The organism is uncultured Cellulomonas sp. (assembly GCF_963527515.1).
GTDB lineage: Bacteria > Actinomycetota > Actinomycetes > Actinomycetales > Cellulomonadaceae > Cellulomonas.
Map to the genome: position 1 here is coordinate 1 of NZ_CAURTV010000015.1, position 23396 is coordinate 23396.

The window sequence follows — 23396 nt, forward strand, 5'->3', positions numbered from 1 at the left end:
GGCCGGACTGCTCTCCCCCGGCATGCGGGTGGACGTGCTGGCCGCCACGGCCGAGGGCGGCCCGGGCGGGGTGGTCGCGACGCGGGCGCTCGTCCTCCCGGTCGCGCGGCAGGACCGGGCCGGCGGCGCCCTGGGGCTCGGCGGTTCCGGTGACACGTCGGTCCCCGTCCTGCTCGCCGTCTCCCCGACCGAGGCACCCGGTCTGGCCGGGGCCGCCGCTTCTGCCTTGCTCTCGGCGGTCGTCGTGCCATGATCGTCCGATCCGGACCGGTATGACGGGAGACCCGGCTCATCCCCACCTCCCCGCACTCGCACGAGCACCACCTCAGACCGACCACGAGTGGCTGCAGAAGGCGGCCACGGACCGAAGGGAACCGCGAAGATGCTCCAGGGATTCAAGGACTTCATCTCACGCGGAAACGCGATCGAGCTGGCCGTCGGTGTCGTGATCGGTGCCGCGTTCGGCGCGGTCGTGCAGTCGCTGGTCGACGGGTTCATCGGGCCGCTGATCTCGGCGATCCTCGGTCAGACGGACCTGAGCCAGGTCTGGATGTTCGAGCTCAACAACGCGGTGTTCTCGTTCGGGCTGATCCTGCAGGCGCTGATCCTGTTCCTGTTCACCGCCGCCGCCGTCTACTTCTTCATCGTCGTGCCCATGAACGCCATGGCGGCCCGCCGCAAGCGCGGCGAGGAGGTCGAGCCCGTGGCTCCGGCCGAGGACGTCCTGGTGCTGCAAGAGATCCGCGACCTGCTGGCCCGCAACCTCACCCCGGCGATCGTCAACGACGCGGGACGGGGCGCCACGACGCCGCCGCCGTCGGTCCCGCCGGCCGTCTGACCGCCGTCTCGACACGCGCCTCGGGTGGTGCCCGCTACGGGCACCACCCGGGCCGTTCGTCGTCTACCGGAGAGCGGCCAGGAACGCGAGGGTGCGCTCCGTGAGCAGCTGCGCGGCCTCCGGGCGGTACGACGGCAGGCTGGAGTCGGCGAACAGGTGCTGGTCGCCCGGATACACGAAGAGCTCCGCGTCCGACGCCTCCGACACCAGCGCCCGCGCCGCGTCGAGGTCGCCCTCACCGGCGAAGAAGGGGTCGGCGTCCATCCCGTGGACCTGCACGGGCACACCCGCCGGCCACGGGCTGTCGAACTCCGCGGTCGGCACGCACGAGTGGAAGAACAGGGCGCCGCGAGCCCCCGGGCGCGTCTGCGCGAGCATCTGCGCCGGCAGCACCCCGAGGGAGAACCCGGCGTAGACCAGCTCGGCGGGCAGGGTGTCCACCGTGTGCTGCCCGCGGCCCATGACGGTGCCGAACCCCACCTCGTCCGCGTAGGCCAGACCCGACTCCAGGTCCGCGAACACGTGCCCGTCGAACAGGTCGGGGACGTGCACCACGTGGCCCGCGGAGCGCAACGTCTCGGCGAACTCCTGGACGCCGGGCGTGAGCCCCTGCGCGTGGTGGAACAGCAGGACCTCGGCCATGGAACTCTCCTTCGCTCGGTGCACGGACCCGCTGATCGTCCCGCAGCGGTCCGACACGCGCGCGTCACCAGTGCGGAGGCTTGTCCCGGCTCAGGCGGTCGTCGTTCGAGCCGCCCTCGGCCTCGCCCCAGCCGACGTCGGTGTCGTCGGCGCTGCGCGTAGCCACCACCGGCTCGGCAGCGGTGACGCTCGGCTCAGGGGCGGCCGTCGGCGCCGGGCTCGTCGGCAGGGCGGGGTGCGTCGAGACCAGCACGGCGTCGTCGGTCCCGACCGTGCCGGCGTGCCGCACCGCACGGCGCGACCGGCGCACGGGTGCTCCCTCGGCGGACGTCATGCCCCGATGATCCCACCACCGCCCGGCGGTCGGGTCAGCGCATCCCGCGGGTGATGGCGCTGCGTACCGCCGTGTCGATGCGGTAGGAGCGGCGCGTGATGCCCAGCTCGTCGCGCAGCGCCGCGGCCAGCTCCTCTCGGGTGCGCTCCTGCTCGTCCGACTGCAGCCACGCCACCAGCTCGTCGAGCTGGTCGTCGCTGTAGGCGCCGATGGGGAGCCCGCGGCGGACGTCGGGGCGCTGCCGGGTGGGCACGGCGAGAGCGAGCTGGAGGGCACGGCTCGGCGGGCGGGCGTCGTCGGGCTCCGGCTCAGGCTCCGCCGAAGGCGAAGGCGAAGGCGAAGACGAAGGCTCGTCGACGACCTCGACCACGGACCACGCACCGGTCTGCGCAGGCGGCTCGGGCGACGGCCGCGGGGACGGGGACGGGCGGGGAGCCGACGGTGTCGGCAGCTCCTCGACGTCGTCGGTCTCCTCGATCAGGCCGAGCTGCAGCGGGGCGCTGCGCGGTGCCGACGGGGCGGGCACGCGGGCGTGCACCGCGCGCCGGATGCGGTCGACCTCGGCCTGCGGGTCCATGAACGCGGCCGCGGACCAGACCCGCACGACGCTCCAGCCCACGCGCTCGAGGCGGTCGGCGGTGAGCCGGTCGCGGACGCGGACGCTGGGTTCCGCGGTGTACTGCGCGTCGTCGGTGAGGACGGCGACGAGCATCTGGCCGGGCAGGTCGGGGTGGCCGACGACGAGCGGGATGCGGTCGCCGCCGGGGATGCCGTGGTCCGCCTCGACCAGCAGCCCGTGCTTCCAGAGCCGCTCGGCGAGGTCGAGCAGCAGGCGGTCGGGCTCGCTCGACGCCGCCAGCGCCTCGTCGGCCGCGGCGGTGGCCTGGGCCAGGGACCGCAGCAGCGGGTCGGTGGGCTCGGGGGGCGTCACCAGGTCGGAGACGTCGTCGCCGGCACCGCGGCGGGCCACGAACGCGAGCAGGCCCGCCAGCAGCCGCGGGCCCGGGCCGCGCAGGCGCTCCGGGTCGAGGTCGTCGGCACCGAAGCACGACACCACCGTGAGGCGGTGCCGGGTGGAGCCGAGGGCGTCGAGCAGCAGCGCGTCGCCGCCCGGCGTGGAGATCGGCCCGAACGTGTGCAGCACGCGGCGGTGCGGGGTCCGGCCGAAGCCGAGCGACAGGATGATCGCCTCGCGGCGCAGCCCCGCGACGTTGGGCAGGTCGGTGACGACGAACGGGTCCACGCGGCCGGAGTCGAAGAAGGCAGCGAGCGCCGGGTTGCCGCGGACCTCGGACAGGACCGCCTCGCGGATCGCCTCGGCGTGGGTCGAGGTCGCCGTGATGACGGCGAGCGTCTCCTCGGGGCGCGACAGCGCGTGGGTGAGCACCAGCTCGACCACGTGCTCGACCTCCTCGCGCGTGGAGTCCACGGAGCCGGTCTCGCCGTCGGGCATGCCCGTGCCGTCGACGACGTCCAGGCCGACCAGCGGCCGGTGCTGTGGCAGGGGCGTCGGGCGCAGCACGCCCGCGTAGCCGTGCGCCGCGAGGAACGCCGTGAGGTACGGGTCCCGCCGGGAGGAGTCCGCGCGCAGCGCCACCGACGGCAGCACCGCCGCCAGCTCGCGCACGGCGCTGCCCGAGGCGCAGCGGGCGTCACCGACCACGACCACCTGGCGACCGCGCGCGACGGCGGCGAGGGCCACCTCCACGGGCAGGTGCGCGGCGGAGTCGATGACCACGAGGTCCACCGTGCGGGTGGGCGGCAGGACCTGGGGCACCAGCATGGGGCTGGCGGCGATGACCGGCCGCAGCCGGCGCGCCACGTCGGGGTGCCGCACGATCGTGTCCCGCAGGGACGTCAACCGCTCCTCGACGAGGTCGCCGAACAGCGCCTCGGCCTGCTCGCGGTGCTGGCGCAGGGCGTGCGAGACATGACCCACGACGGCGCCGAGCACCGGCCCGGACAGGCTGGCCACGTGCGCGCGGTCGAGCGTCGCGTACTGGGCGGACAGGGCGCCGAGCGCGGCACCGTCGTACCCGGCGAGCGCCGGGTCCGCGCCGAGGATCTGCTCGACGACGGTGCTCCACCAGGCCAGGTCGAGCTCGGCCGGCGCCAGGGCGGGGTCGATGCGGCGGGTCGCCAGGTCGTCGACGAGGGCTCCGAGGCCCGCCGACCGGAGCCGGTGCAGCAGAGCCGTGCGGTCGGGGAGGTCCGTGAGCGCGTCCGTGTCCGACCGCAGCCGGGTCAGGCGCTCGGTCAGCGCGGCGAACGGCAGGCCGGGCAGGCCCGCGCCGCCGGGGGTCGTGGCGAGCACCTCCTCGAGAGCGTCGAGGTCGGTCCGGACCGCGGCGAGCTCCTCCTCGATGTGCTCGAGCCCGTCGGGCAGCCGCGGCCAGCCCCCGGACGGGCAGTGCGCCTGCCAGACCTCGCGCCGGGCCTGCACCTCGAGCAGCCCCGCGTGCAGGTCCGCCACGGGCCGCCCGGGCCGGACCATGTCCTTGGACTGCTTGCGCAACCGGCGCCGCAGGAAGTAGCCCATCTCGATCCCGCGCTCCGCACGCCACTCCTTGGTGGCGGTCGCGGCGACCAGGTCCGCGGCAGTCCGCTCGAACACGATCGGCTGGAACACGTCGAGGGCGGCACGGACGCCGTCGAGCATGGTCAGCTGCTCCGCCCAGGCCAGCACGGTCGTGGCCTGGGTCAGCCCGGTCTCGGCGGCCACCTGCGCGGTGCGCTCGACGAGCGCCGGGAGCGTCGAGTCGAGCAGGCGCGCCAGGCGGCGGACCACGTTCTCAGCGTCGGAGCGGGTGCGCAGGTCGGCGCCGTACCAGGGGGTGTCGGTGGGACGCAGGCGGAACGCCCCGAGCTCCCCGGCGCGCACCAGGTCGGCCGTCAGGTCCTCGCGGCGGGGCGCGTCGAGCACCCGCGCCACGTCGGGAGAGAGGCGCACGGTGGTCTTCGGCGTCGGCCGCGTGGAGGTGAGCCGGGCGAGCTGCTGGAGCGTGTCGTACGCCGACACGCCCCACGGCGCGCGCTCGGCGTGCAGGGCGTCGACGTAGGAGCGCAGGCGCTCGCGGGTGCCGACGAGCTCGCTGCGCAGGGCCACCACGCCCTGGGTGTCGACCGCCGGGGCGTCCAGGGTCATGGCGCCGAGCAGGCGTCGGGAGATGGCGGACCGCCAGCCGGCGTCGGGGGCGACGTCCAGGAGCAGGTCCCCGAGGCCCAGGGTGCCGAGGCGGTCGGCCAGCGCGGCGGCGGCGCGCCGGTGGCCGGGCACGTACAGCACGGTCCGTCCGGAGGCCGCGGCGTCGGCGACAAGAGCGGCCAGGGTGCCCGTGACGTCGGCGCCGGCGGGGGCGTCGACGAACAGGTGCGAGCCGGTGGCCACGACGTCGAGGACGTGCTGCTGCGCGGGGTCGAGGTCGCCGACGCCACGCTCGTGGCCGGGGTCGCGGTCGCCGCGCACCGGCGGCGGGAGCACCCGCTGCAGCCGCGTGCGGGACTCCTCCACGCCCGCGAGAGCGGCCACCACCTCGTGGCGCTCGAGCGTGCCGGACAGGTTGTCCAGGTCGTCGACCAGGATCTGGCCCGGGTGCACGAAGGTGCCGACCACCACCCGCTCGCTCATCGAGAAGTCGTCGAGGACGGCCTCACCCAGCGACGTCAGCCGCTGCAGGGCGCCGCGCGGGTCGAACCCGTTGGACGTGAAGGTGCCGCGGGCCACAGCGCCGGGGTCGAGCAGCGCGCCGCGGGCACGCAGCGCCCGGGCCAGCACGGGGTTGACCTCGAGCGAGGGCTCGAGCGCGAGCTCGTAGTCGCTCTCCCCCGACCCGCGGGCGCGCAGGGTGACCGGGCGCAGGAGGACGGGAGCGCGGACGGTGCGGGGTGCGGTGGCGTCGTGCTGGTCGCCCTCCGGGGAGCGCTGGCGGGTCACCGAGGCCAGGGCGGCGACGTCGTCGCTGGCGATGTCCGGGGTGGTCCGCTCCGTCCAGGTGGCGACGCCGATGGCCAGGGACGTGGGCGCGATGCCGTACCGCTGGGCGTACACGGCGGCCCGCGCGCTGACGGACCGGGCGCGCCGACGGGCGGTGGACAGCGCGGCGCCCTCCCGGACCAGGTTGGACAGGCGGGTCTCACGGCCGGCGAACAGCTGGGAGATGCCCGAGGGGTGCGCGGCCGACAGGTCGAGCGCCGCCTCACCGAGCAGCTCCACGTCGACGAGCGTCGACCCACCTGCGGCCTCCACCAGGGACGCGCGCCAGGTCGCCACCGCGCCCTCGAGGAGCTCGGTGGGCGTGGGGGGCTCGACGAGCACCGGGCGGTCGGCTGGGTCTGCGCCGGTCTGGGGAGCCTGGTCGGGTCCCGGGCCGGGGGTGCGCACGGGGATGGTCACGCTGGAACGCTAACCGCGCACCCGCGTGATCACGGGCATGGCGCGCCGACGCGGGGCGGGTGCACATGCAGAGAGCGGGACAGGTCGGGGGACCCGTCCCGCTCTCCGGACGTGAAGACGGTGCGCACCGCGCAGGGGGCAGGCGATGCGCACCGTCATGACGAGTGTGCGGCACGGATGTGGTGCTGGTCAAACGTCCAGGCCATCCGTCCGGGTGAATCCCGCGCAGGTTGTGCGCACCTGGGAGTCACCTGGACGAGCGTGGCCGGACCGGCAGACGCAGGGGCGTCCACCGGTCGGCGGGCCGGCTCAGGCGCCGGTGGTCAGAAGCCCGTCTTGCAGCAGGGCGAGGCGGACAGCTGGGGGGCGGCGACGGAGGCGCTGGCGCTGGTGACACCGGCGAAAGCGGTGAGGGCGACGACGAGGACGATGCTGAGCTTCTTCATGAGGGGACCTTCCCGAAGATGTACCGGACTCTCCCGTACACCCCGAATGGTCCCTAGCCCATGTCTGCACCGCAATGACGCAGGACACTAGGGGGTAGACATCACCGTATTGACGGGGGCGGCACCGGGAGAACCCCCCGGATGCCCGCAGCCGCCAGCGCACGGCCGTACGCCTCGACCACCCGATCGTCCTCGTCGCCGGCCACCCGCAGCCGGTCACCGATCCGACGCCAGAGCGTCGCCGCGGACCGTCCCGACGAGATCATGTCGAGCAGCTCGGCCGCCGAGCGGTACTCCTTGACGGCCTCCGGACGCGACCGCTGCGCGAGCATCGCGTCGCCGAGCGCCTCGTGCGCGGACGCGGAGTCACGGCGCACGCCCGCGCGCAGCAGCTCCACCGCCTGCGCGGCGTACCGCTGGGCCGCCGCCGGCTCGTCGAGCAGCAGCCAGGCACGCGACCGGACCGAGTCGGCGCGGGCCAGCTCGATCTGGGACTCGCCCACCTCGAGCGCGGTCTGCGCGGCGTCCAGGTCCGCCAGCGCCTCCTGTGGCCGCGGCGGCTCGACGGAGACCAGCAGGAAGGCCCGGTCCAGGCGCAGGCGGGGCAGGTCGCGGTCGATCTCGTCCGCGCCCGCGAGCGCGATGGCCGACTCGAGCTGCGCCAGCGCGGCGTCGGGATCACCCAGGGCGTCGTCGACGAAGGCGAGGTTCCAGTGCACCGACGAGACCGCTCGGGCCGAGCCGTGCTCGCGGGTGTGCGCCAGCAGCTGCCGCCCCCGGTACCGCGCGTACGTCGTGTCTCCGCGGGCGATGTAGGCCCAGATGATCGTCGACTCCAGGCGGACGACCTCGTCGCTGCCCGCGGCGGACGGGGGCAGCTGGGCCAGCAGCTCCTCTCCCCGGCTCACCGCGCGGTGCAGGTCCGCCGCCTCGGTCAGCGCCATGACGATCCGCATCGCGGCGTAGGCCGCCTGCGGGTACCGCTGCACCGAGATCAGCCGGGCGCACACCCGCTCCAGGGCGTCCACCGACCCCTCGAGATCCCCCGCCAGGTCGAGCGCCTCGGCGTGCGCGAGGCCCACCCGCGCGGCCATGTCCACGTCGAGCCCCGACACGGAGACCTGCGCGAGGACGTCCGCGGCCGCCCGCGCCTCACCCATGCGGGACAGGCGGCGGCCCTCGACGAGCGCGTCCTGCGCGGACCGGTACTCCGGCGCCTGCTCGCCGTCCCGCAGGAAGGCGACGGAGACCCCGAGCACCTCGGCCACCCGCGCCAGGGCGTCCTCCCCCAGCGCGCGCCGACCGCGCTCGACGTGGGAGATGTAGGTGGGATGCACCCCGACCCGGCGAGCCAGTTCGCCCTGGCTCAGCCCGGCCTTCTCCCGGGCCTCGCGCACACGTCTGCTCAGCGGGTTCACGTACTTACGATAGGGACCGAGCCGATCGACCGGAAGCAACGCGGCCGGGCGCCGACCGAACGGGTGAGCGCAACCGGACAAACCGGAGGAACCCCTCCATAGCGCCCGCAGGAGATCTCGCACACACTGGCTCGATGACCCCGACCCCGGCAGCCACGTCCGTGGCCGTCGCGCGCCGGTTCCGCGTGCTGGTGGTCGGCACCACCAACGTGTGCCGGTCGCTCGCCGCCGAGCGCCTGCTCCTCGACCGGCTCGGTGACTCGGCCGACGTCGCCGTGACCAGCGCCGGGACGCACCCCGAGCCCGGGGAGCGGGTGCCCGAGCACCTCACCGAGCTGCTGGACGCCACGGGCGTGGCGGCCGGCGGTCACCGGCCGCGTGAGATCGACCGCGACCTGGTGGAGTCCGCCGACCTCGTGCTGACCGTCACCCGGCACGAGCGCTCCGCCGTGGTCCGGCTCGTCCCGTCGGCCGTCGGCCGCACGTTCACCGTGCGGGAGCTGGCCCGGGTGGCCGCGTCGCTCGGTCCGTCGGCGCTGCCCGAGGGCGACGCCGCCGGTCGGCTCGACGCCCTCGTCCGCGCCGCTCCGGCGCGGCGCGGACCCACCGCCCCCGCGGTCGCAGCGGACGACGACCTCGCGGACCCGGCTGACCTGGGCCGCGGCGCCTACCAGCGCTCGCTCGACCAGGTGCGCGCCGCCGTGGAGGACATCGCGCGACCGGTGCTCGCCCACCCCGGGGACGACAACCCTCCCCCGCCCACCCACGACGAGCCACCCGTCCGGCGGAGCCACCGGGCCCGGAACGCCCTCATCGCCGTCCTGGGGTCGCTGGTCCTGCTCCTGGTCGTCGCGACCGCCGGCGCCCTGCTCGTCGCCGGCATGCTCGACAACCGCGTGGAGCGCTTCGCGGACCCGTTCGCGGGCCTGACCGACCGCCCGGCACCCGTCGCGTCGGGCGGTGAGCGGCCGATGACGATCCTCGTGCTCGGGTCCACCGACGACGTCCGCACCGAGGACGGCCAGGGCTGGGCGGCCGCGGCCGCGCAGACGGACGTGGTCCTGCTCGCGCACGTCGCGGCGGACCGCGCCAGCGCCCAGGTGGTGGCGATGCCGCCCGACCTGTCGATCCAGTCCCCCGACTCGCCGGACACCGCCGGTGCCACCCTGCGCTCCGCGTTCGCGGTCGGCGGGCCGGCCGGCGCCGTGCAGGCCGTCGAGCAGCTCACCGACGTCCGGCTGGACCACGTGGCCCTCACCGACTCCGAGACGTTCGCGCGGGTGACCGAGAGCCTCGGCGGTGTGGACCTCCAGCTGGACAGCCCCCTGGTGGTCGGCGGACGGCAGGTGGGCGCGGGTGAACGTCGGCTCGACGGCACGCAGGCCCTCGCCTGGGTGCGCGAGCCCGGTGACGACGACCTGGCCCGGGCGGAGCGCTCCGTGGACTGGCTCCGCGCGATCCTCGACCGGCTGGGCGACGGCGACGTGCGCAACAGCCCCGCCACGTGGCTGCGGCTGCTCGGGGTCGTCTCCGGCTCCGTGGCGGTGGACGAGGGGTTCGACCGTGCGGAGATGGTCGGCCTGCTCACCAGCATCCGCACGCTGGGTCCCGGAGAGGTGGAGGTCGTCCCGGTGCCGACGACGGTCTCCGCGGTCGGTGGCGCGCCCGTGGTGGTCCCCGACGCCGCTCCGTTCGCCGCCCTGATGGACGCGCTGCGCACGGACACGCTGGGCCGGGGTCCGGCGCCGGACTGACGTCTGGGGGAGGACTGGGGTTTCCCCACCGATCAGGACGACCCCTGGACGGTTCGTTCATGGCAACCGGGCCGACACGCGGCCCGACCACCATGAAGGGCACGATCATGACCGTCTTGGACGACATCACCACCGCACTGAAGGACTACCCGAGCACCTACGTCACGATCGAGATCATCGACGTCAACTGGCCCGGTGCCGTGATCAGCGACGAGGACGAGGTCGAGTTCCGCTTCCAGGTCACCAACAGCGGCCCGCTGGAGATGACCGACCTCTCCTTCAAGATCGAGGGACTCCACGGCACGCTCGTCAAGGGCAACGGCGCGGCCGCGCAGTACGTGGCCTCGTGGGAGACCAACGCCGGCTGGTTCCCCGACCTGCCCGCCCACCAGCCGAACAACCCGGTGACGTGGTCGACGCTTCCGTTCATGTTCCGCCCGACGCGGCCGACCACCACCTCGAAGGAGCTCGTGCGCGTCTCGGTCGCCGGCTGGCAGACGTCCTGGGACCACCCGCTGACCAACCACAGCGAGGCGGACCCGGACGCCAAGGGCTCGTACAGCAGCACCGTCGCGGTGCAGTAGGCGGCGCTCCGATGCCTACCGTGCGGCGATCGCACTTCGAGTTCATCGAGGCCAACGGCTTCCTCGCGGGCGAGACCCGCAACAAGAAGCTCTTCCTGCCGGTGCGTGCGGCCGGCTCGTACCGCGAGACGGTCGTGACCGCGAGCGCCTCGCCGTTCAACGCCGGGGGCGAGGACCGGCAGCTGCGGGTCACCACCCTGTCAGTCACGTCCGAGAACCCCAACCCCAACACCGGCGACCTGCCCACGGTCCGCGTGCAGGTGGAGAGCATCGGACCCGACGCCCCGCAGCTGTGGTACCTCAACCTCAGCTTCATCGAGCCCTAGGACGGAGCAGGACATGAGAGCGCACGTCACGTACACCGAGGACGGCACGATCCGGTCGATCGGGCTCGGCGACGGCCTGCTGGCCGACGCCGAGGACGGGCCCTCCGGGGACTTCGAGCTCCCCGCCGGCTTCCCCGACCTGTCCGGTCCGGACGCCGAGCAGGCCGCGTCCCGGGCGCTGGCCGCCCTGTCGGTCGATCCCACCAGCCGCAGGCTGGTCACCCGGGCCTGACGCCCACACCGTCACGGTGTAGCCCGCGCTGGCGGGCTACACCGTGATGACCACCTTGGCCCGGGCATGCTCACCCTCGAGGTACCTCATCGCGTCGGCGGCGGCGGGCAGCGGGAACGTCCGGTCGATCGCGGGGACGATCGTCCCGGCCTGGGCCAGCTCTCGCAGCGTGTCCAGCTCCTCCGCGCCGGGCACCGTCGAGAGCAGGACCACCCGCTGGCGGACGAACGGCGCCGCCAGCCGGCTGCGCGCGATCAGGCCGATCGGACCGAAGAGGCTCCCGCCGTGCCAGACGCCGCCGCCGGACAGGACGAGGGTCCCGGTGAGCGTGGTCGCGCGGCGCAGGTCCCGCAGCGAGCGGTTGCCGACGAGGTCGAGCACCACGTCGTGCCGGCGGCCCGCCCGGAAGGCGTCCTCGCGCGTGTAGTCGACCACCTGGTCGGCGCCCAGCGACCGGACCAGGTCGACGTTGCGCGTGCTGCAGACCGCCGTCACCTCCGCGCCCCACGCGTGGGCCAGCTGCACCGCGAAGGTGCCGACGCCGCCAGAGGCGCCGTTGACCAGGACGGTCGTGCCGGGCTGCACCAGCCCGCGAAGACCCTGCAGAGCGGTCGTCCCCGCCAGCGGCATGGCCGCGGCCTGCTCGAAGGTCAGCGCGGCGGGCTTGCGCGCCACCAGCCGCTGCGGGGCGGCCACGTACTCGGCGAGCGCGCCGTCGGACTCGCCGAACACCTCGTCGCCCGGTCGCAGGCCCGTCACGTCACGGCCGACCTCCTCGACCACACCGGCGAAGTCGGACCCCCGGATCGGTTCCTTCGGCCCACGCCGCCCGAACTGCGCGGAGAGCCGAGCGATGTACGGGTCGCCGCGCATCAGGTGCCAGTCGCGGGCGTTGAGCGACGCCGCGCGCACCCGCACCAGCACCTCGTCTGCGGCCGGCACAGGCCGGTCCACGTCCTCGAGCGCGAGGACGTCCGATGAGCCGTACCTGGTCTGCACGATCGCCTTCATGACCCTCTCCCTTACGTTGTAAGGAAGAGGGTGTCTTACAACGTAAGGCAGGTCAAGGGGCCGCTCGGCGGCGCTCGAGGCCGTCGAGCAGCAGGTCGAGGCCGAACTCGAACTCCGTCTGGTCGTCACACCAGCCGATCGTCGAGCCCGGGTCGTCGTGGACGACCTCCTGCAGCATGGCCAGCAGGTGCGGGACATCACCGGCCAGCTCCGGCGGGAGCGGTCCGGGGGTGCCCCCGGAGCCGGGGTCGAACAGCTCCTGGGAGAACCCGAGCGCGCGGCTGCCCAGGGCGTGCAGGGCGTGGTGGATGAGGTCGTGGGAGAACCCGCCCGCCCGCAGCAGGCCGACCAGCCGGTCGTGGTACCGCACGACGTTCGGGCTCAGCGCCGTGCGCGTCTCCAGCACGCGCGGCGCCCAGCGGTGCCGCAGCAGGACCGCCCGGGCGGTGAGGATGCGCGTGCGGACGCCCTGCTTCCAGTCGTCGTCGTGCGCGAGCGCGTCGACCGCCTGGTTGACCTCCCCGACCACGCGGTCCACCGCACCGTCCAGCAGGTCGCCCTTGTTGGCGACGTGGTGGTAGAGCGACATCGCCTCGGCGCCCAGCTCGTCGGCGACCCGGCGCATGGTCACCGCGTCGATGCCGTGCTCGTCGGCGATCGCGACCGCCGTGGCGAGCACGCGCTCGCGGCTGAGCGGGACCCGCGCCTGCGCCGGTTGCGCCGTCACCACATCACCTCATCCCTCAGCGGATCGTACGAGGTGCGTGCGGGTCAGGCGCTCGGGACCCGCTTCTTGACGCGGCCCGACACGCCGCGACGGCGCACCCGGGTGATCCGCCGCGACGCCGCCTCGGGAACCACGGTGCCGGTCACGGGCGCGAGCGCCAGCCGGCGCTGCGCGGCCGCGTACGCGGGCACCAGCAGGACGACCGCGCCGATCCACGCCAGCGGGTTGCCCCAGACGACGCCGCTGTAGCCGAACGCGGCACCGAGGACCGCGGCCGCGCCGACGCGGCAGATCAGCTCGATGACCCCGGTGAGCGTCGGGACCACGGTCTGCCCCAGCCCCTGCAGCGCGCCACGGAGCACGAACAGCACCCCCAGCATCACGTACAGCAGGCCGTTGACCAGCAGGTAGTGCGCGGCCATGTCGACCACGCGCTGCTGCCCGTCGCCGACGAACACCCGGATGATCGACGGTCCGCCCGCCACCAGCACCGCGCCGAGCACCAGCGAGCCGACGACCGACATGCCCATCGCCTGCACAACGCCGCGACGGATGCGGTCCGGCCGGCCGCCGCCGAGGTTCTGCGCGACGAACATGGACACCGCGAGGCCCAGGGAGGCCAGGAGCGCGACCGCGAGCCCGTCCACGCGGACCGCCGTGGTGTACGCGGCGACCGCCTCGGAGCCCAGCTCGTTGAGGCGGACCTGCACGGCGAGCGCGCCGATCGCGATGATCGAGGCCTGGAACCCCATGGGCAGTCCGAGCTGCAGGTGCCGGCGCAGGTCGGCGCCGCTGACCCGCCAGTCCTCGCGCCGCACGTGCAGCACGGGGACCCGGCGGCGCACGAAGTCGAGGCAGAGCGCCACCGACACGCCCTGGGACAGGACCGTCGAGATCGCCGCACCGGCCACGCCCATGCCGAGCCCGGCCACCGCGCCGACCACCAGCACGATGTTCAGGACGCAGCTGACGGTCAGGAAGATGAGCGGGGTCCGGGAGTCCCCGATCGCCCGGATGATCGCCGACAAGAAGTTGAAGAACATCATCGTGCTGGCGCCGAGGAAGCTGATGACCGCGAACGTCGTCGCCTCGGGGAGCAGCTCCTCGGGCGTGTGCAGCAGCCGCAGACCGGGACCGGCCAGCAGCGGCGCCGCCACGGTGAGCACCGCGCTGGTGGCACCGGACAGCACGGCCCCGGCCGCCACCGACCGGCGGACGGCGGCGTGGTCGCCCGCGCCGAACGCCTGCGCGGTGGGGATCGCGAAGCCGTTGGTCATGCCCCAGGCGAAGCCCAGCAGGAGGAACAGCAGGCTGCCCGTGGCGCCGACGGCGGCCAGGGAGTCGACGCCGAGCACGCGGCCGACGACGACGGCGTCGGCCGCTTGGTAGAGCTGCTGGACGACGTTGCCGACGAGCAGGGGGACGGCGAACAGGAGGATGACGCGCCAGGGGCGACCGGCGGTGAGGACCTTGGGCACAACGAGACCTTGAGAGCGCAGGGACAGGGGTGGTACGTCCGCGGAGGTCGGTGGGCCAGGTCGCGTCGCACGTCGATCGTATCGATACGATCGCGCCCGCACGAAACGATTTGATGCAGGTCACACGCGGTTCTGGGAGAACTCGGACATCTGTCCGGCGGCGCACCCTGCGGCGGTCAGCCCGCGTCGGAGAGCCGGGCCACCTGGGCGTCCAGGTGGCGGCGCTCCGCCAGGTTCGTGGCCCGGGCCGACGCCCGCCGGTAGTGCGCCAGCGCCCGCTCGCGGTCGCCCGCCAGCTCGTGCAGGTGAGCCCGCAGCTGGTCCACCCGCGGCAGCCCGTCGTCGAGGCCGTCCAGCAGGTCCAGCCCGGCGGCCGGTCCGTCGACCATCGCCGCCGCCACCGCCCGGTTGAGTGTGACGACGGGGTTGCCCGTCATCCGCTCGAGCAGGCCGTAGAGCGCGAGGATCTGCGGCCAGTCGGTCGCGGCCGCGTTCGCGGCCCGCACGTGCACCGCGGCGATCGCGGCCTGCAGCTGGTACTCGCCGACCGCCCCGCTCCCGATGGCCTCGTCGAGCAGCGCGAGCCCCTCCGCTGCCCGGTCGCGGTCCCAGAGCGTCCGGTCCTGGTCCGCCAGAGGAACGGGGGCACCGGCGGGATCGGTCCGGGCGGCCCGCCGCGCGTCGGTGAGGAGCATGAGCGCGAGCAGGCCGGTGGCCTCCGCGTCGTCGTCGGCGCCGTGCACGACCCGCGCGAGCCGGATCGCCTCGTCGGACAGGTCGACCCGGGTGAGGTCCGGCCCCGCGCTGCCGAGGTAGCCCTCGTTGAACAGCAGGTACAGCACCCGCAGCACGCTGCGCAGCCGCTCCGGGCGGTCGGCCGGCGACGGCATCGCGAACGGCTCGCCCGACGCCGCGATGCGCTGCTTGGCCCGGCTGATCCGCTGCGCCATCGTGGCCTCCGGCACGAGGTGCGCGCGGGCGATCTCCGCCGTCGTCAGCCCGCCGACGGCCCGCAGCGTGAGCGCCACGGCCGACGCGGGCGTCAGCACGGGGTGGCAGCACAGGAACAGCAGGGTGAGGGTGTCGTCCTCCTGGGACGCCTCCCCCGGCGCCGGCTCGGACGCGACGCGGAGCTCGCGCTCCCGACGAGCCACGTCGCTGCGCCACCGGTCGACCATCTTGCGGGCGGCCGTCTGCAGCAGCCAGCCCCGCGGCCGCTGCGGGATGCCGTCGGCCGTCCAGTGCGTCGCCGCCGAGATCAGCGCCTCCTGGACCGCGTCCTCCGCCGCGTCGAAGTCGCCCCACCGGCGCGCCAGCGTGCCGAGGACCTGCGGCGCCAGCTCGCGCAGCAGGTCCTCGACCTCCCCCGGCACGTTCAGCGCGGGTTGCTCGCCGTCTCCAGGAACGCGTTCATCTCCTCGACGTCCGCCGGTCCGGACTCCATGATCCGGCGGACCTGGATCGGCTGCTGCGTCGGCACACCGCCCCGGCCGGGCACCGCCGAGACGAGCGCGGCGATCTCGAGCGCCCGCTCCTCGCTGTCGACGTCGACGATCTGGTAGCCGGCCACCCACTCCTTGAACTCCTGGAACGGGCCGTCGAGGACCACCTTCGTGGTGCCGTCGGAGGTCACGACCTTGGCCAGGTCGGGTCCCGTGAGCACCTCCCCGCCCACCAGCTCGCCACGCTCGGTGAGCTCGGCGTTGAGCCGCCCGTAGTAGTCGAGGTGCGCTGCGACCTCCTGGTCGGACCACTGCGACATCGGCGAGTCGTCCGGACCGCTCTGGAAGTCGACGATCAGCAGGTACTTGGCCATGGTTGCTCCTCTTCCGTCGTGCCCATGCTGGCACTCTCATCCGGGGAACGGAGCCGTCCGGCGGTTCTCGACATCCACTCCCCGTGGCACCATCTCCTGCCATGCGCACCAGACGGCGTTCCGGCGACGACGCCGACCGGCTCCGGGCGGCGTACCGGGCGGCGGACGACGCCGGCGACCACGTCGAGGCGGAGCGGCTGGCCTGGCAGGTCGTCGCCGCGGACCCCAGCGACCACGTGTTCTGGTTCGACCTCGCCCTGTTTGCCAAGCGGCGGCGCGACTGGCCCGAGGCCCTGCGCCTCAACGCCCGAGCCCTGGAGGTGGGGCCGGGCGACGTCGAGCAGAACCCCGCCGGCTGGAACCTGGGCATCGCGGCCACCGCGCTCGGTGACTGGGAGCAGGCGCGGCGCGGCTGGCGGGCGTTCGGGGTGCGGGTTCCGGACGGCGACGGCCCGATCACCATGCGGCTCGGGATGATCCCGGTCCGGCTCAACCCGGCGGACACGGACCTGGTTGCCGAGCCCCTGGCGATCGACGGCGTCGTGCACGCGACCGAGGTGGTGTGGGCGGAGCGCCTCTCCCCCGCGCACGCCCGGGTGGTGAACGTGCCCTCGCCGGACTCCGGGCACCGCTACGGCGACGTGGTGCTCACCGACGGGGTGCCGCACGGCCAGCGGTTCGACGGGCGGGCGTGGGTCTCCGTGTTCGACGAGCTGCTGCTGCTCGCCCGGTCCGCGTGGGTCACCTGGACGGTGGACGTGGAGGCGCGCGACGCGTCCGACGCCGACGCGCTGACCGCGCTCGCCGAGGACCGCGGACTGGCGGCGGAGGACTGGACGGCGAACCTGCACCTGCTGTGCCGGGCGTGCAGCGAGGGCCGGCCCGGTGACGAGCACCAGCACGAGACGGCGTGGGTGCCGTCCCGCCGGTTCGGCGTCGCCGGCGACGCCGACCAAGTCAGGGCGCTGCTCGGGGACTGGGCCGAGGCCGACGGCCGAGTGGTCGGCCCCGTGACCCGATCTCTCTAGGCGGGGGGGCCTGCGGCGATCGTGTCGAGGTCGCGCACGGCGAACCGGTGGTGCTCCCACTCCTCCTCGAGGATGGTGTGCAGGCAGGAGCGGACGGTCTCCGGGTACTGCGGCGCCCAGGGGTTGGTGCGCGGCGCGTCCAGCTCCTCGGGCGTCACCGTCGCCAGGAAGTCCCGCACCATCGCCACCCGGTCCGTACGGACCGCGAGCACCTCGTCGAACGCGGGCGTGGCCGTCCGGAAGATCGACAGGTCCAGCCCGTCGGCCTCCGCGCCGGCGTTGGCCAGCCCGAGCGGGTGGTACGGCTGCTCCCGCTGCTGGATCGCCCGGCCCAACCACGTGTCCGTGGCCATCACCAGGTGCCGCAAGGTCTGCGAGAACGACCACTCGCCGTCCACCGACACGTCGACGGTGCCGGCCGGAGTCGAGTCGACGCGCACGAGCGTGGCCGCCCAGGTCGCCTGAAGCACCTCCCACGCGGCACGCAGCCCGTCCGGGTCCTGCGCGCGCCGCTGGCCGCGACCGGGGAAGCGTCGATCCAGCTCCGCCTCGACGAACGGGATCACGTCCACGCCGTTGACCAGGAACCTGTCGCCCTCGGGCAGCCACGGCGCGTCGATGTCGGCCAGGTCCACGTCCACCCCGCGCATCACGACGCCGGACAGGTCGGAGCCGACGAACCGCGCGCCGCGCAGGTTCGCTCCGCGGAACAGCGCGCCCTGCAGGTCGTCGGACCGGGTGAAGGTCGTCATGGGTGAGCAGTCTGCTCCCGGGCACTGACATTAGGGTCGGGGGGTGGCGACTGTCGGCGAGGTGATGGCGGACCTGGCGGCCCTGGAGGACCCCCGGATCCGGGCGGTGAACGAGCGCCACGGGGACGACCACGGTGTGAACCTCACCCGGCTGCGCGCGGTCGCCAAGAACCTCAAGACCCAGCACGAGCTGGCCGGCCTGCTGTGGGAGACCGGAGACACCGCCGCGCGCCTCGTCGCCCTCCTGGTCTGCCGCCCCAAGGCGTACAGCGCGGCGGAGCTGGACGCCATGCTGCGCGAGGCGCGCGTGCCCAAGGTGCACGACTGGCTGGTGGGCTACGTCGTCAAGAAGAGCCCGCACGTCGAGCAGCTGCGCACCGCGTGGTTCGCCGACGCCGACCCCGTGGTGGCCAGCGCCGGCTGGGACCTGACCAGCGACCGGGTGGCCAAGAGCCCCGACGGGCTGGACCTGGACGGGCTGCTCGACCTGGTCGAGGTACAGATGCAGGGTGCGCCGGACCGCCTGCAGTGGGCCATGAACACGTGCCTCGCGATGATCGGCATCCACCACCCCGCGCTCCGGGCGCGCGCCCTCGCCATCGGCGAGCGCCTGCGGGTCCTCGAGGACTACCCGACGCCGCCGGGCTGCACGTCCCCGTACGCACCGATCTGGATCACGGAGATGGTCCGGCGGCAGGGCGCCGGGTAGCCCTCAGCCCAGCCCCGCCGCCGGAGGGGCGTCGAGCACCGTCGGCACGTACTCCAGCACCTGGATCGCACCGTCGAACGTCCGGCTCTGGACCAGCTGCAACGAGACGTCCGGGTACCCGTCGTAGATCCGGTCACGCCCGGTCGCCCCGTTGATCACCGGGAAGACGCCCACCCGCACCCTGTCCACCAGCCCTGCGGTCAGCAGGCTCCGGCACAGGCTGACGCTGCCCAGGGTGCGCAGCGAGACCCCGGCGTCCAGCATCGCGCGCACCTCGGCGGCGGCGTCGGTGCGCACGAGCCGGCAGCTCCCCCAGGTCAGCGGAGCCTCCAGGGTGGAGGAGAACACGACCTTGGTCGCCGCGGAGAGCTCGTCGATGGCGTCCTTCTCCGCGTCGCGCGTCTCGATCGTGCCGTCGGCGAACGAGGACATCAGCCGGTAGGTCGTGGCGCCCATCAGGAGGGTGTGGCTCCGGTCGGGGAGCTGGTCGAGCCACGCGAGGTACTCGGGCGCCTCGAGTCCCCAGAACCCCGGCCACCCGTCGGCGGCACCGAAACCGTCCAGGGAGGTGATGAAGTCGACGATCAGCTCGGCCATGCCCGTCCCTCCTCAGCGGTGGGCGAGCGCCACGGCGTACCGGTGGCACTCCACCCCCACGGTGCGGCCCTCGCCGCCGTCCGCGCGGTGCTCGAAGGCGCCCTCGTCCGCCCAGCCCTGGCGCGCGTAGAACCGGCGGGCTCGGTCGTTGGACGACAGCACCGCGAGCCACGCCCGGTCGTGACCGGCCTCGCGGACCAGCCGCTCGCCGGCCCTCAGCAGCGCCGCGGCCACGCCGGACCCGCGGTGAGCTGCGTCGACGTAGAGCTGGTCCACCTCGTCCCCGTCCACCACCACGAGGCCGCCCACTTCCCCGTCCACGTCCGCGACCCACGTGCCCGAGAGCCGCTCGCGGGCACGTGGCTCCCAGGACTCCGGCGTCCGGGCCAGCTCGAGCGCGCGGGGCACCCGGCCGCCGTGAGCCTCCGCCCAGCACGCGCTCCACACCCGCACGATCCCGGGCAGGTCGGCAGGTGTCGCGGCACGCAGGAGCGGCGTGGTCATGCCCGCCACGCTAGCCCCGCCCGACACGAGGGAGGGACGTACACCTTCCACTGGCAACCTATAGCGCGCTCGGGGGCTTCCCACAAGACCCCCTCCCCCGCCCAGAATGGCCGGCCGAGGCCATCGGGAGGGGTTCCACATGTGCGACGTGATCATCGGCGGCGGCGGGCCGACCGGGATGATGCTGGCCGCCGAGCTGCGGCTGCACCAGGTCGACGTGCTCGTCCTGGAGCGCGACACGGAGCCGAGCGCCGCCGTCCGCTCGCTCGGCCTGCACCCGCGCAGCATCGAGATCCTGGACCAGCGCGGCCTGCTGGACCGGTTCCTCGCGCACGGGCAGCAGTACCCCGGCGGCGTCGGCAGCTTCGCGGGCATCGAGGCGCCGACGCACCTGGACACCGCGCACGGCTACGTCCTGGGCATCCCCCAGCCGGTGACCGACCGGCTGCTCACGGAGCGCGCGACCGAGCTGGGCACGCAGATCCGACGGGGCGCCGAGGTGGCGGGGGTCGAGCAGGACGAGGAGGGCGTGAGCGTCGCGCTCGCCGACGGCACGCGGCTGCGTTCACGCTGGCTGGTCGGCTGCGACGGTGGGCGCAGCCTGGTGCGGCGGCTGGTCGGCATCGGCTTCCCCGGGGAGCCCGCCGCGACCGAGTGGATCCTCGGCGAGGTGCGCGTGACCGCCGAGCCGGACGAGGTGGCTGCCGTCTCCGCCCGAGTCCGCACGACCCACCGGGGGTTCGGCATCGGCCCCGCCGGCGACGGCCTGTTCCGCGCGGTCGTGCCGGCGGCGACCGTCGCCGAGGACCGCACCGTCCCGCCGACCCTCGAGGAGTTCCGGACGCAGCTGCGGGCGTACGCGGGCACCGACTTCGGCGTCCACTCGCCCCGCTCGCTGTCCCGGTTCACCGACGCCACCCGGTTGGCCGACCGGTACCGCGTCGGCCGGGTGCTGCTCGCCGGCGACGCGGCGCACGTGCACCCGCCGCTGGGCGGGCAGGGGTTGAACCTCGGCATCCAGGACGCGTTCAACCTCGGCTGGAAGCTGGCCGCGGAGGTGGCCGGGTGGGCGCCGGACGCCCTGCTGGACAGCTACTCCACGGAGCGTCGCCCGGTCGCCGACGACGTGCTCACCCTCACCCGGGCGCAGAGCGAGCTGATCTCCCCCGAACCGGGCCCGCAGGCCGTGCGCCGCCTGCTGACCGAGCTGATGGCGCTGCCCGACGTGGCGAGCCTCCTCGCCGAGCGGATCGCGGGCACCGGCATCCGCTACGACGTGGGCGACGGACCCGAGCTGCTCGGCAGGCGCCTGCGCGACGTCCCCCTGCCCCGCGGCCGCCTCTACGAGCTCACCCGCGCCGGCCGGGGCCTGCTGTTCGACCAGACCGGCCGGCTCTCCGTCACCGGCTGGACGGACCGGGTCGACCACGTCGCCGACACCAGCCCCGACCTCGACGCCCCCGCGGTCCTGCTCCGGCCGGACGGCCACGTGGTGTGGATCGGCGACGACCAGGACGACCTGCTGCGCCACCTGCCGAGGTGGTTCGGCGCTACGCGAGCAGGTCGGTGAGGTCGCTCGGGTAGAGCGGGATCCGGTCCTCCGTCGACGACCGCCACACGCCGGTGATGTGGGGCTGGTCCCGGCACGGTCGGCGGTCGGGGTCGTAGTCGTCCGGATCGGTCAGCACGGCCTCGTGGACCAGGACGATCTCGTGCCCCGGGCGGCCGGCGTAGGTGAACAGGTTCTCCAGCGCGCCGAGCCGCCGCCCGACCACGATGCCGAGCCCGTACTCCTCCTCGAGCTCCCGCCGGAGCGTCTGCGCCGCGGCCTCGCCGAACTCGATGCCCCCGCCGGCGGGCCGGTGGAACGTGCGCCCGGTGCCGGGCTCGACCACCTCGTCGACGAACAGGTCCCCGGTGCGCGGGTGGCGGATCACGGCGATGGCGAGGGCTCGGACGCTGGGCACGACCTGACGCTACGGGCGTCGGGGTCTTGACGCCGCACTTGTTTTTTGCAAGTGTCGTCCTCGTCACATCCCACACCCACGAGAGGCGACCACCATGACCGCGATCTTCGTCAACCTGCCGGTGACCGACCTGGAGCGCGCGAAGGCGTTCTACTCGGGCGTCGGGTTCGCCCTGAACCCCGCGATGTCGGACCACAACGCCGCGTGCTTCGTCGTCGAGCAGGACCACAGCTACCTCATGGTCCTGACCCGCGAGTTCTTCCAGACGTTCACCGACAAGCCCCTGGGCGACCCGGCCGTGAACCCGTCGGTGTCCACCGTCGTCTTCCTCGACTCCCGGGACGCCGTCGACGCGAGGATCGCCGACGGGCTCGCCGCGGGCGGCATCGAGGAGCGACCCGCGTCCGACTACGGCTTCATGTACCAGCGCCAGCTCACCGACCCCGACGGCAACATCCTCGAGTTCGGCTGGTTCGACCCCGCCGCCGCACAAGCGCCCGAGGCGCTCGCTGACCAGCAGGCCTGATGGCCGCGCGCGACTACGGGCAGTACTGCGGGATCACCCAGGCGCTCGAGCTGGTGGGCGAGCGCTGGGCCCTGCTGATCGTCCGCGACCTGCTCGTCGGGCCGCGTCGCTACGGAGAGCTGGCCGCGGGCCTCCCCCGCATCCCGACGAACATCTTGGCGACGCGGCTCAAGGAGCTGCAGGCGGCCGGCATCCTGCGTCGCGTCCCGCGCTCGCGCGTCATCATCTACGAGCTGACGCCCTACGGTCGCGAGCTCGAGCCCGTCGTCCTCGCGCTCGGCGCCTGGGGGTTCAAGGCGATGGGCGATCCGCGCGAGGGGCAGATCATCACCCCGGACTCGATGACCATGTCCCTGCGCACGGCGTTCCGGCCGCAGGTGGCGGCGGGCCTACCGCCGACCGCCTACGCCGGGCGCTTCGGCTCCGCCGAGCTGCTCATCCGGGTGGACGGCTCCGCCCTCGACGTGACCCGCGGGGACGGGCCGGTCGACCTCGCGTTCGCCGCCGGTCCGGACATCCGCCGGCTCATCTCCGGCGAGCTGGCCCCCGACCGCGCGATCGCGACCGGCGTCGTCGAGGTGCTGCACGGACCCGGCGCGCTGCTCGACCGCTTCGCGACGACGTTCCACCTGGCTGCGTGAACCCGTTGACGGGGGCGTCGGCTGTCGCCCAGGGTCAGGTCCATGCACTCGGTCATGACGCTCTCCGGCGACCCGGACGACCTCTCGCTCCTGAGGTCCCGGTTCAGCCCTCCCGACAACGAGGTCCCCGCCGCCGTCGGCGTGAGCGGTGTCATCGCGCGGTCCGACGACGTCGCGATCCTGCTGGTCGGCCTCGCCCGGTACACCGCCGGGCTGCAGATCGACCTGGCGATCCGGCGTCGTCTCGATCCGGACGAGCAGGACCCGATGCACATGACCTACAACGCGGGGCTGCTCGTCGGCGTCGAGCTGGCCGACGGTCGGACGGTCGTCTCCGGCTACGGCTACGGCTACGGCGACCGGAGCACCGCGCCCGCCGCGGGTGAGCCGGTGCTCACCCACCGGAACGGCGGAGGCGGCGGCCGAGAGTGGTCGAGCTCCCTGTGGCTGACGCCCGCGCCGCCCCCAGGAGACCTGGTCGTCGTCGTCGCGGCCCCGAACCTGGGCGTCGACGAGTCCGCGGTGACCGTGCCCGCCGAGGCGCTCCGGGCTGCGGCCGGCAAGACCGAGGTCCTGTGGCCGCGCGAGCCGGACCGGGTGCACGATGCCGTCCCACCGCCGACGCCGGACGTGCCGCCGGGCAGCTGGTTCGCGCGGGCGCTCTCCGGCTGAG

At 74.2% G+C, this 23396-nt stretch carries 25 protein-coding genes and 1 pseudogene; 12 read left to right on the plus strand and 14 right to left on the minus strand.

The features are described from left to right. Nucleotides 1-253 (plus strand): annotated as a pseudogene (locus RYN42_RS06235) (flagellar biosynthesis protein FlgA); the annotation flags it as partial. A 129-nt stretch (nt 254-382) separates the two neighbouring features. Next, a complete protein-coding gene (gene mscL / locus RYN42_RS06240) occupies nt 383-838 on the plus strand; it encodes a large conductance mechanosensitive channel protein MscL (RefSeq protein WP_315094673.1) in 456 nt (151 codons plus the stop codon). 63 nt (nt 839-901) lie between these two features. Here the strand turns inward: mscL and RYN42_RS06245 are convergent, their stop codons facing one another. From RYN42_RS06245 to RYN42_RS06265, 5 genes are all read right to left on the minus strand, one after another. Further along, nucleotides 902-1537: a dienelactone hydrolase family protein gene (locus RYN42_RS06245; RefSeq protein ID WP_315094674.1), complete on the minus strand. Its 636-nt coding sequence runs from the start codon at nt 1535-1537 to the stop codon at nt 902-904. A gap of 7 nt (nt 1538-1544) precedes the next feature. Beyond that, entirely contained in the window at nt 1545-1814 is a 270-nt protein-coding gene (locus RYN42_RS06250) for a hypothetical protein (RefSeq protein WP_315094675.1), read from the minus strand. A gap of 34 nt (nt 1815-1848) precedes the next feature. Next, nucleotides 1849-6207 (minus strand): hypothetical protein, encoded by a 4359-nt coding sequence (locus tag RYN42_RS06255; protein WP_315094678.1) that lies wholly within the window; start codon nt 6205-6207, stop codon nt 1849-1851. A 323-nt stretch (nt 6208-6530) separates the two neighbouring features. Continuing rightward, nucleotides 6531-6653 carry a hypothetical protein gene (locus tag RYN42_RS06260; protein WP_315094680.1) on the minus strand — a complete coding sequence of 41 codons (123 nt, stop codon included), beginning with the start codon at nt 6651-6653 and terminating at the stop codon, nt 6531-6533. A gap of 101 nt (nt 6654-6754) precedes the next feature. Next, nucleotides 6755-8071 (minus strand): helix-turn-helix transcriptional regulator, encoded by a 1317-nt coding sequence (locus RYN42_RS06265; protein WP_315094681.1) that lies wholly within the window; start codon nt 8069-8071, stop codon nt 6755-6757. A 134-nt stretch (nt 8072-8205) separates the two neighbouring features. Between RYN42_RS06265 and RYN42_RS06270 the strand changes: the two genes are divergently transcribed. The 4 genes from RYN42_RS06270 to RYN42_RS06285 are packed head-to-tail and all read left to right on the plus strand — an operon-like array spanning nt 8206 to nt 10967. Beyond that, nucleotides 8206-9825 (plus strand): LCP family protein, encoded by a 1620-nt coding sequence (locus tag RYN42_RS06270; protein WP_315094683.1) that lies wholly within the window; start codon nt 8206-8208, stop codon nt 9823-9825. Between the two features lie 59 nt (nt 9826-9884). Beyond that, a complete protein-coding gene (locus RYN42_RS06275; RefSeq protein ID WP_315094684.1) occupies nt 9885-10409 on the plus strand; it encodes a hypothetical protein in 525 nt (174 codons plus the stop codon). Between the two features lie 20 nt (nt 10410-10429). Next, entirely contained in the window at nt 10430-10735 is a 306-nt protein-coding gene (locus RYN42_RS06280) for a hypothetical protein (RefSeq protein WP_315094685.1), read from the plus strand. A 13-nt stretch (nt 10736-10748) separates the two neighbouring features. Beyond that, a complete protein-coding gene (locus tag RYN42_RS06285) occupies nt 10749-10967 on the plus strand; it encodes a hypothetical protein (RefSeq protein WP_315094686.1) in 219 nt (72 codons plus the stop codon). A gap of 36 nt (nt 10968-11003) precedes the next feature. On the opposite strand, the gene RYN42_RS06290 is transcribed toward RYN42_RS06285, so the two are convergent. From RYN42_RS06290 to RYN42_RS06310, 5 genes are all read right to left on the minus strand, one after another. Next, nucleotides 11004-11978 (minus strand): NAD(P)-dependent alcohol dehydrogenase, encoded by a 975-nt coding sequence (locus RYN42_RS06290; protein WP_315094687.1) that lies wholly within the window; start codon nt 11976-11978, stop codon nt 11004-11006. 52 nt (nt 11979-12030) lie between these two features. After that, nucleotides 12031-12705 (minus strand): TetR/AcrR family transcriptional regulator, encoded by a 675-nt coding sequence (locus tag RYN42_RS06295; RefSeq protein ID WP_315094688.1) that lies wholly within the window; start codon nt 12703-12705, stop codon nt 12031-12033. A 44-nt stretch (nt 12706-12749) separates the two neighbouring features. Then, nucleotides 12750-14183: an MATE family efflux transporter gene (locus RYN42_RS06300; protein ID WP_315094690.1), complete on the minus strand. Its 1434-nt coding sequence runs from the start codon at nt 14181-14183 to the stop codon at nt 12750-12752. Nucleotides 14184-14359: 176 nt separating this feature from the next. After that, nucleotides 14360-15556, minus strand: coding sequence for a DUF6596 domain-containing protein (locus RYN42_RS06305; RefSeq protein ID WP_315094692.1), 1197 nt, complete (start codon nt 15554-15556; stop codon nt 14360-14362). Nucleotides 15557-15558: 2 nt separating this feature from the next. Continuing rightward, the gene (locus tag RYN42_RS06310; RefSeq protein WP_315094694.1) at nt 15559-15999 is read right to left on the minus strand and encodes a YciI family protein; all 441 of its coding nucleotides are present in this window, start codon (nt 15997-15999) and stop codon (nt 15559-15561) included. A gap of 101 nt (nt 16000-16100) precedes the next feature. On the opposite strand from RYN42_RS06310, the gene RYN42_RS06315 reads away from it, so the two are divergent. Next, nucleotides 16101-17027 carry a tetratricopeptide repeat protein gene (locus RYN42_RS06315; protein ID WP_315094697.1) on the plus strand — a complete coding sequence of 309 codons (927 nt, stop codon included), beginning with the start codon at nt 16101-16103 and terminating at the stop codon, nt 17025-17027. Here the strand turns inward: RYN42_RS06315 and RYN42_RS06320 are convergent. Further along, nucleotides 17024-17779, minus strand: a complete 756-nt coding sequence (locus tag RYN42_RS06320) for a DinB family protein (RefSeq protein ID WP_315094699.1) — start codon at nt 17777-17779, stop codon at nt 17024-17026. The two genes, RYN42_RS06315 and RYN42_RS06320, sit on opposite strands and share 4 nt — an antisense overlap. Before the next feature lie 64 nt (nt 17780-17843). On the opposite strand from RYN42_RS06320, the gene RYN42_RS06325 reads away from it, so the two are divergent. After that, nucleotides 17844-18488: a DNA alkylation repair protein gene (locus tag RYN42_RS06325; protein ID WP_315094754.1), complete on the plus strand. Its 645-nt coding sequence runs from the start codon at nt 17844-17846 to the stop codon at nt 18486-18488. 3 nt (nt 18489-18491) lie between these two features. Here RYN42_RS06325 and RYN42_RS06330 read toward each other — a convergent pair whose 3' ends face one another. Together RYN42_RS06330 and RYN42_RS06335 are read right to left on the minus strand one after the other, a co-directional pair. Further along, nucleotides 18492-19085: a dihydrofolate reductase family protein gene (locus RYN42_RS06330; RefSeq protein ID WP_315094701.1), complete on the minus strand. Its 594-nt coding sequence runs from the start codon at nt 19083-19085 to the stop codon at nt 18492-18494. A 12-nt stretch (nt 19086-19097) separates the two neighbouring features. Continuing rightward, a complete protein-coding gene (locus RYN42_RS06335; protein WP_315094703.1) occupies nt 19098-19589 on the minus strand; it encodes a GNAT family N-acetyltransferase in 492 nt (163 codons plus the stop codon). A 139-nt stretch (nt 19590-19728) separates the two neighbouring features. Between RYN42_RS06335 and rox the strand changes: the two genes are divergently transcribed. After that, a complete protein-coding gene (rox, locus tag RYN42_RS06340; protein ID WP_315094704.1) occupies nt 19729-21159 on the plus strand; it encodes a rifampin monooxygenase in 1431 nt (476 codons plus the stop codon). Here rox and RYN42_RS06345 read toward each other — a convergent pair. After that, nucleotides 21140-21556: an NUDIX domain-containing protein gene (locus RYN42_RS06345; RefSeq protein WP_315094706.1), complete on the minus strand. Its 417-nt coding sequence runs from the start codon at nt 21554-21556 to the stop codon at nt 21140-21142. The genes rox and RYN42_RS06345 overlap by 20 nt on opposite strands. Before the next feature lie 94 nt (nt 21557-21650). Here RYN42_RS06345 and RYN42_RS06350 point away from each other — a divergent pair, with 94 nt between their 5' ends. From RYN42_RS06350 to RYN42_RS06360, 3 genes are read left to right on the plus strand one after another with little or no spacing between them, the layout of a single operon-like run. After that, the gene (locus tag RYN42_RS06350) at nt 21651-22082 is read left to right on the plus strand and encodes a VOC family protein (RefSeq protein ID WP_315094707.1); all 432 of its coding nucleotides are present in this window, start codon (nt 21651-21653) and stop codon (nt 22080-22082) included. Then, nucleotides 22082-22723 (plus strand): helix-turn-helix domain-containing protein, encoded by a 642-nt coding sequence (locus tag RYN42_RS06355; protein ID WP_315094708.1) that lies wholly within the window; start codon nt 22082-22084, stop codon nt 22721-22723. The genes RYN42_RS06350 and RYN42_RS06355 overlap by 1 nt, the downstream gene beginning before the upstream one ends. Before the next feature lie 42 nt (nt 22724-22765). After that, a complete protein-coding gene (locus tag RYN42_RS06360) occupies nt 22766-23395 on the plus strand; it encodes a hypothetical protein (RefSeq protein ID WP_315094710.1) in 630 nt (209 codons plus the stop codon). Nucleotide 23396 lies beyond the last annotated feature (1 nt).

What these genes read in the sequence shown, in the direction of transcription:
- mscL (WP_315094673.1), top strand. Translation starts at nt 383, where the DNA reads ATGCTCCAGGGATTCAAGGACTTCATCTCACGCGGAAACGCGATCGAG.
- RYN42_RS06250 (WP_315094675.1), bottom strand. Translation starts at nt 1,814, where the DNA reads ATGACGTCCGCCGAGGGAGCACCCGTGCGCCGGTCGCGCCGTGCGGTG.
- RYN42_RS06260 (WP_315094680.1), bottom strand. Translation starts at nt 6,653, where the DNA reads ATGAAGAAGCTCAGCATCGTCCTCGTCGTCGCCCTCACCGCTTTCGCC.
- RYN42_RS06270 (WP_315094683.1), top strand. Translation starts at nt 8,206, where the DNA reads ATGACCCCGACCCCGGCAGCCACGTCCGTGGCCGTCGCGCGCCGGTTC.
- RYN42_RS06275 (WP_315094684.1), top strand. Translation starts at nt 9,885, where the DNA reads ATGGCAACCGGGCCGACACGCGGCCCGACCACCATGAAGGGCACGATC.
- RYN42_RS06285 (WP_315094686.1), top strand. Translation starts at nt 10,749, where the DNA reads ATGAGAGCGCACGTCACGTACACCGAGGACGGCACGATCCGGTCGATC.
- RYN42_RS06290 (WP_315094687.1), bottom strand. Translation starts at nt 11,978, where the DNA reads ATGAAGGCGATCGTGCAGACCAGGTACGGCTCATCGGACGTCCTCGCG.
- RYN42_RS06310 (WP_315094694.1), bottom strand. Translation starts at nt 15,999, where the DNA reads ATGGCCAAGTACCTGCTGATCGTCGACTTCCAGAGCGGTCCGGACGAC.
- RYN42_RS06315 (WP_315094697.1), top strand. Translation starts at nt 16,101, where the DNA reads ATGCGCACCAGACGGCGTTCCGGCGACGACGCCGACCGGCTCCGGGCG.
- RYN42_RS06320 (WP_315094699.1), bottom strand. Translation starts at nt 17,779, where the DNA reads ATGACGACCTTCACCCGGTCCGACGACCTGCAGGGCGCGCTGTTCCGC.
- RYN42_RS06325 (WP_315094754.1), top strand. Translation starts at nt 17,844, where the DNA reads ATGGCGGACCTGGCGGCCCTGGAGGACCCCCGGATCCGGGCGGTGAAC.
- RYN42_RS06330 (WP_315094701.1), bottom strand. Translation starts at nt 19,085, where the DNA reads ATGGCCGAGCTGATCGTCGACTTCATCACCTCCCTGGACGGTTTCGGT.
- RYN42_RS06335 (WP_315094703.1), bottom strand. Translation starts at nt 19,589, where the DNA reads ATGACCACGCCGCTCCTGCGTGCCGCGACACCTGCCGACCTGCCCGGG.
- rox (WP_315094704.1), top strand. Translation starts at nt 19,729, where the DNA reads ATGTGCGACGTGATCATCGGCGGCGGCGGGCCGACCGGGATGATGCTG.
- RYN42_RS06350 (WP_315094707.1), top strand. Translation starts at nt 21,651, where the DNA reads ATGACCGCGATCTTCGTCAACCTGCCGGTGACCGACCTGGAGCGCGCG.
- RYN42_RS06355 (WP_315094708.1), top strand. Translation starts at nt 22,082, where the DNA reads ATGGCCGCGCGCGACTACGGGCAGTACTGCGGGATCACCCAGGCGCTC.
- RYN42_RS06360 (WP_315094710.1), top strand. Translation starts at nt 22,766, where the DNA reads ATGCACTCGGTCATGACGCTCTCCGGCGACCCGGACGACCTCTCGCTC.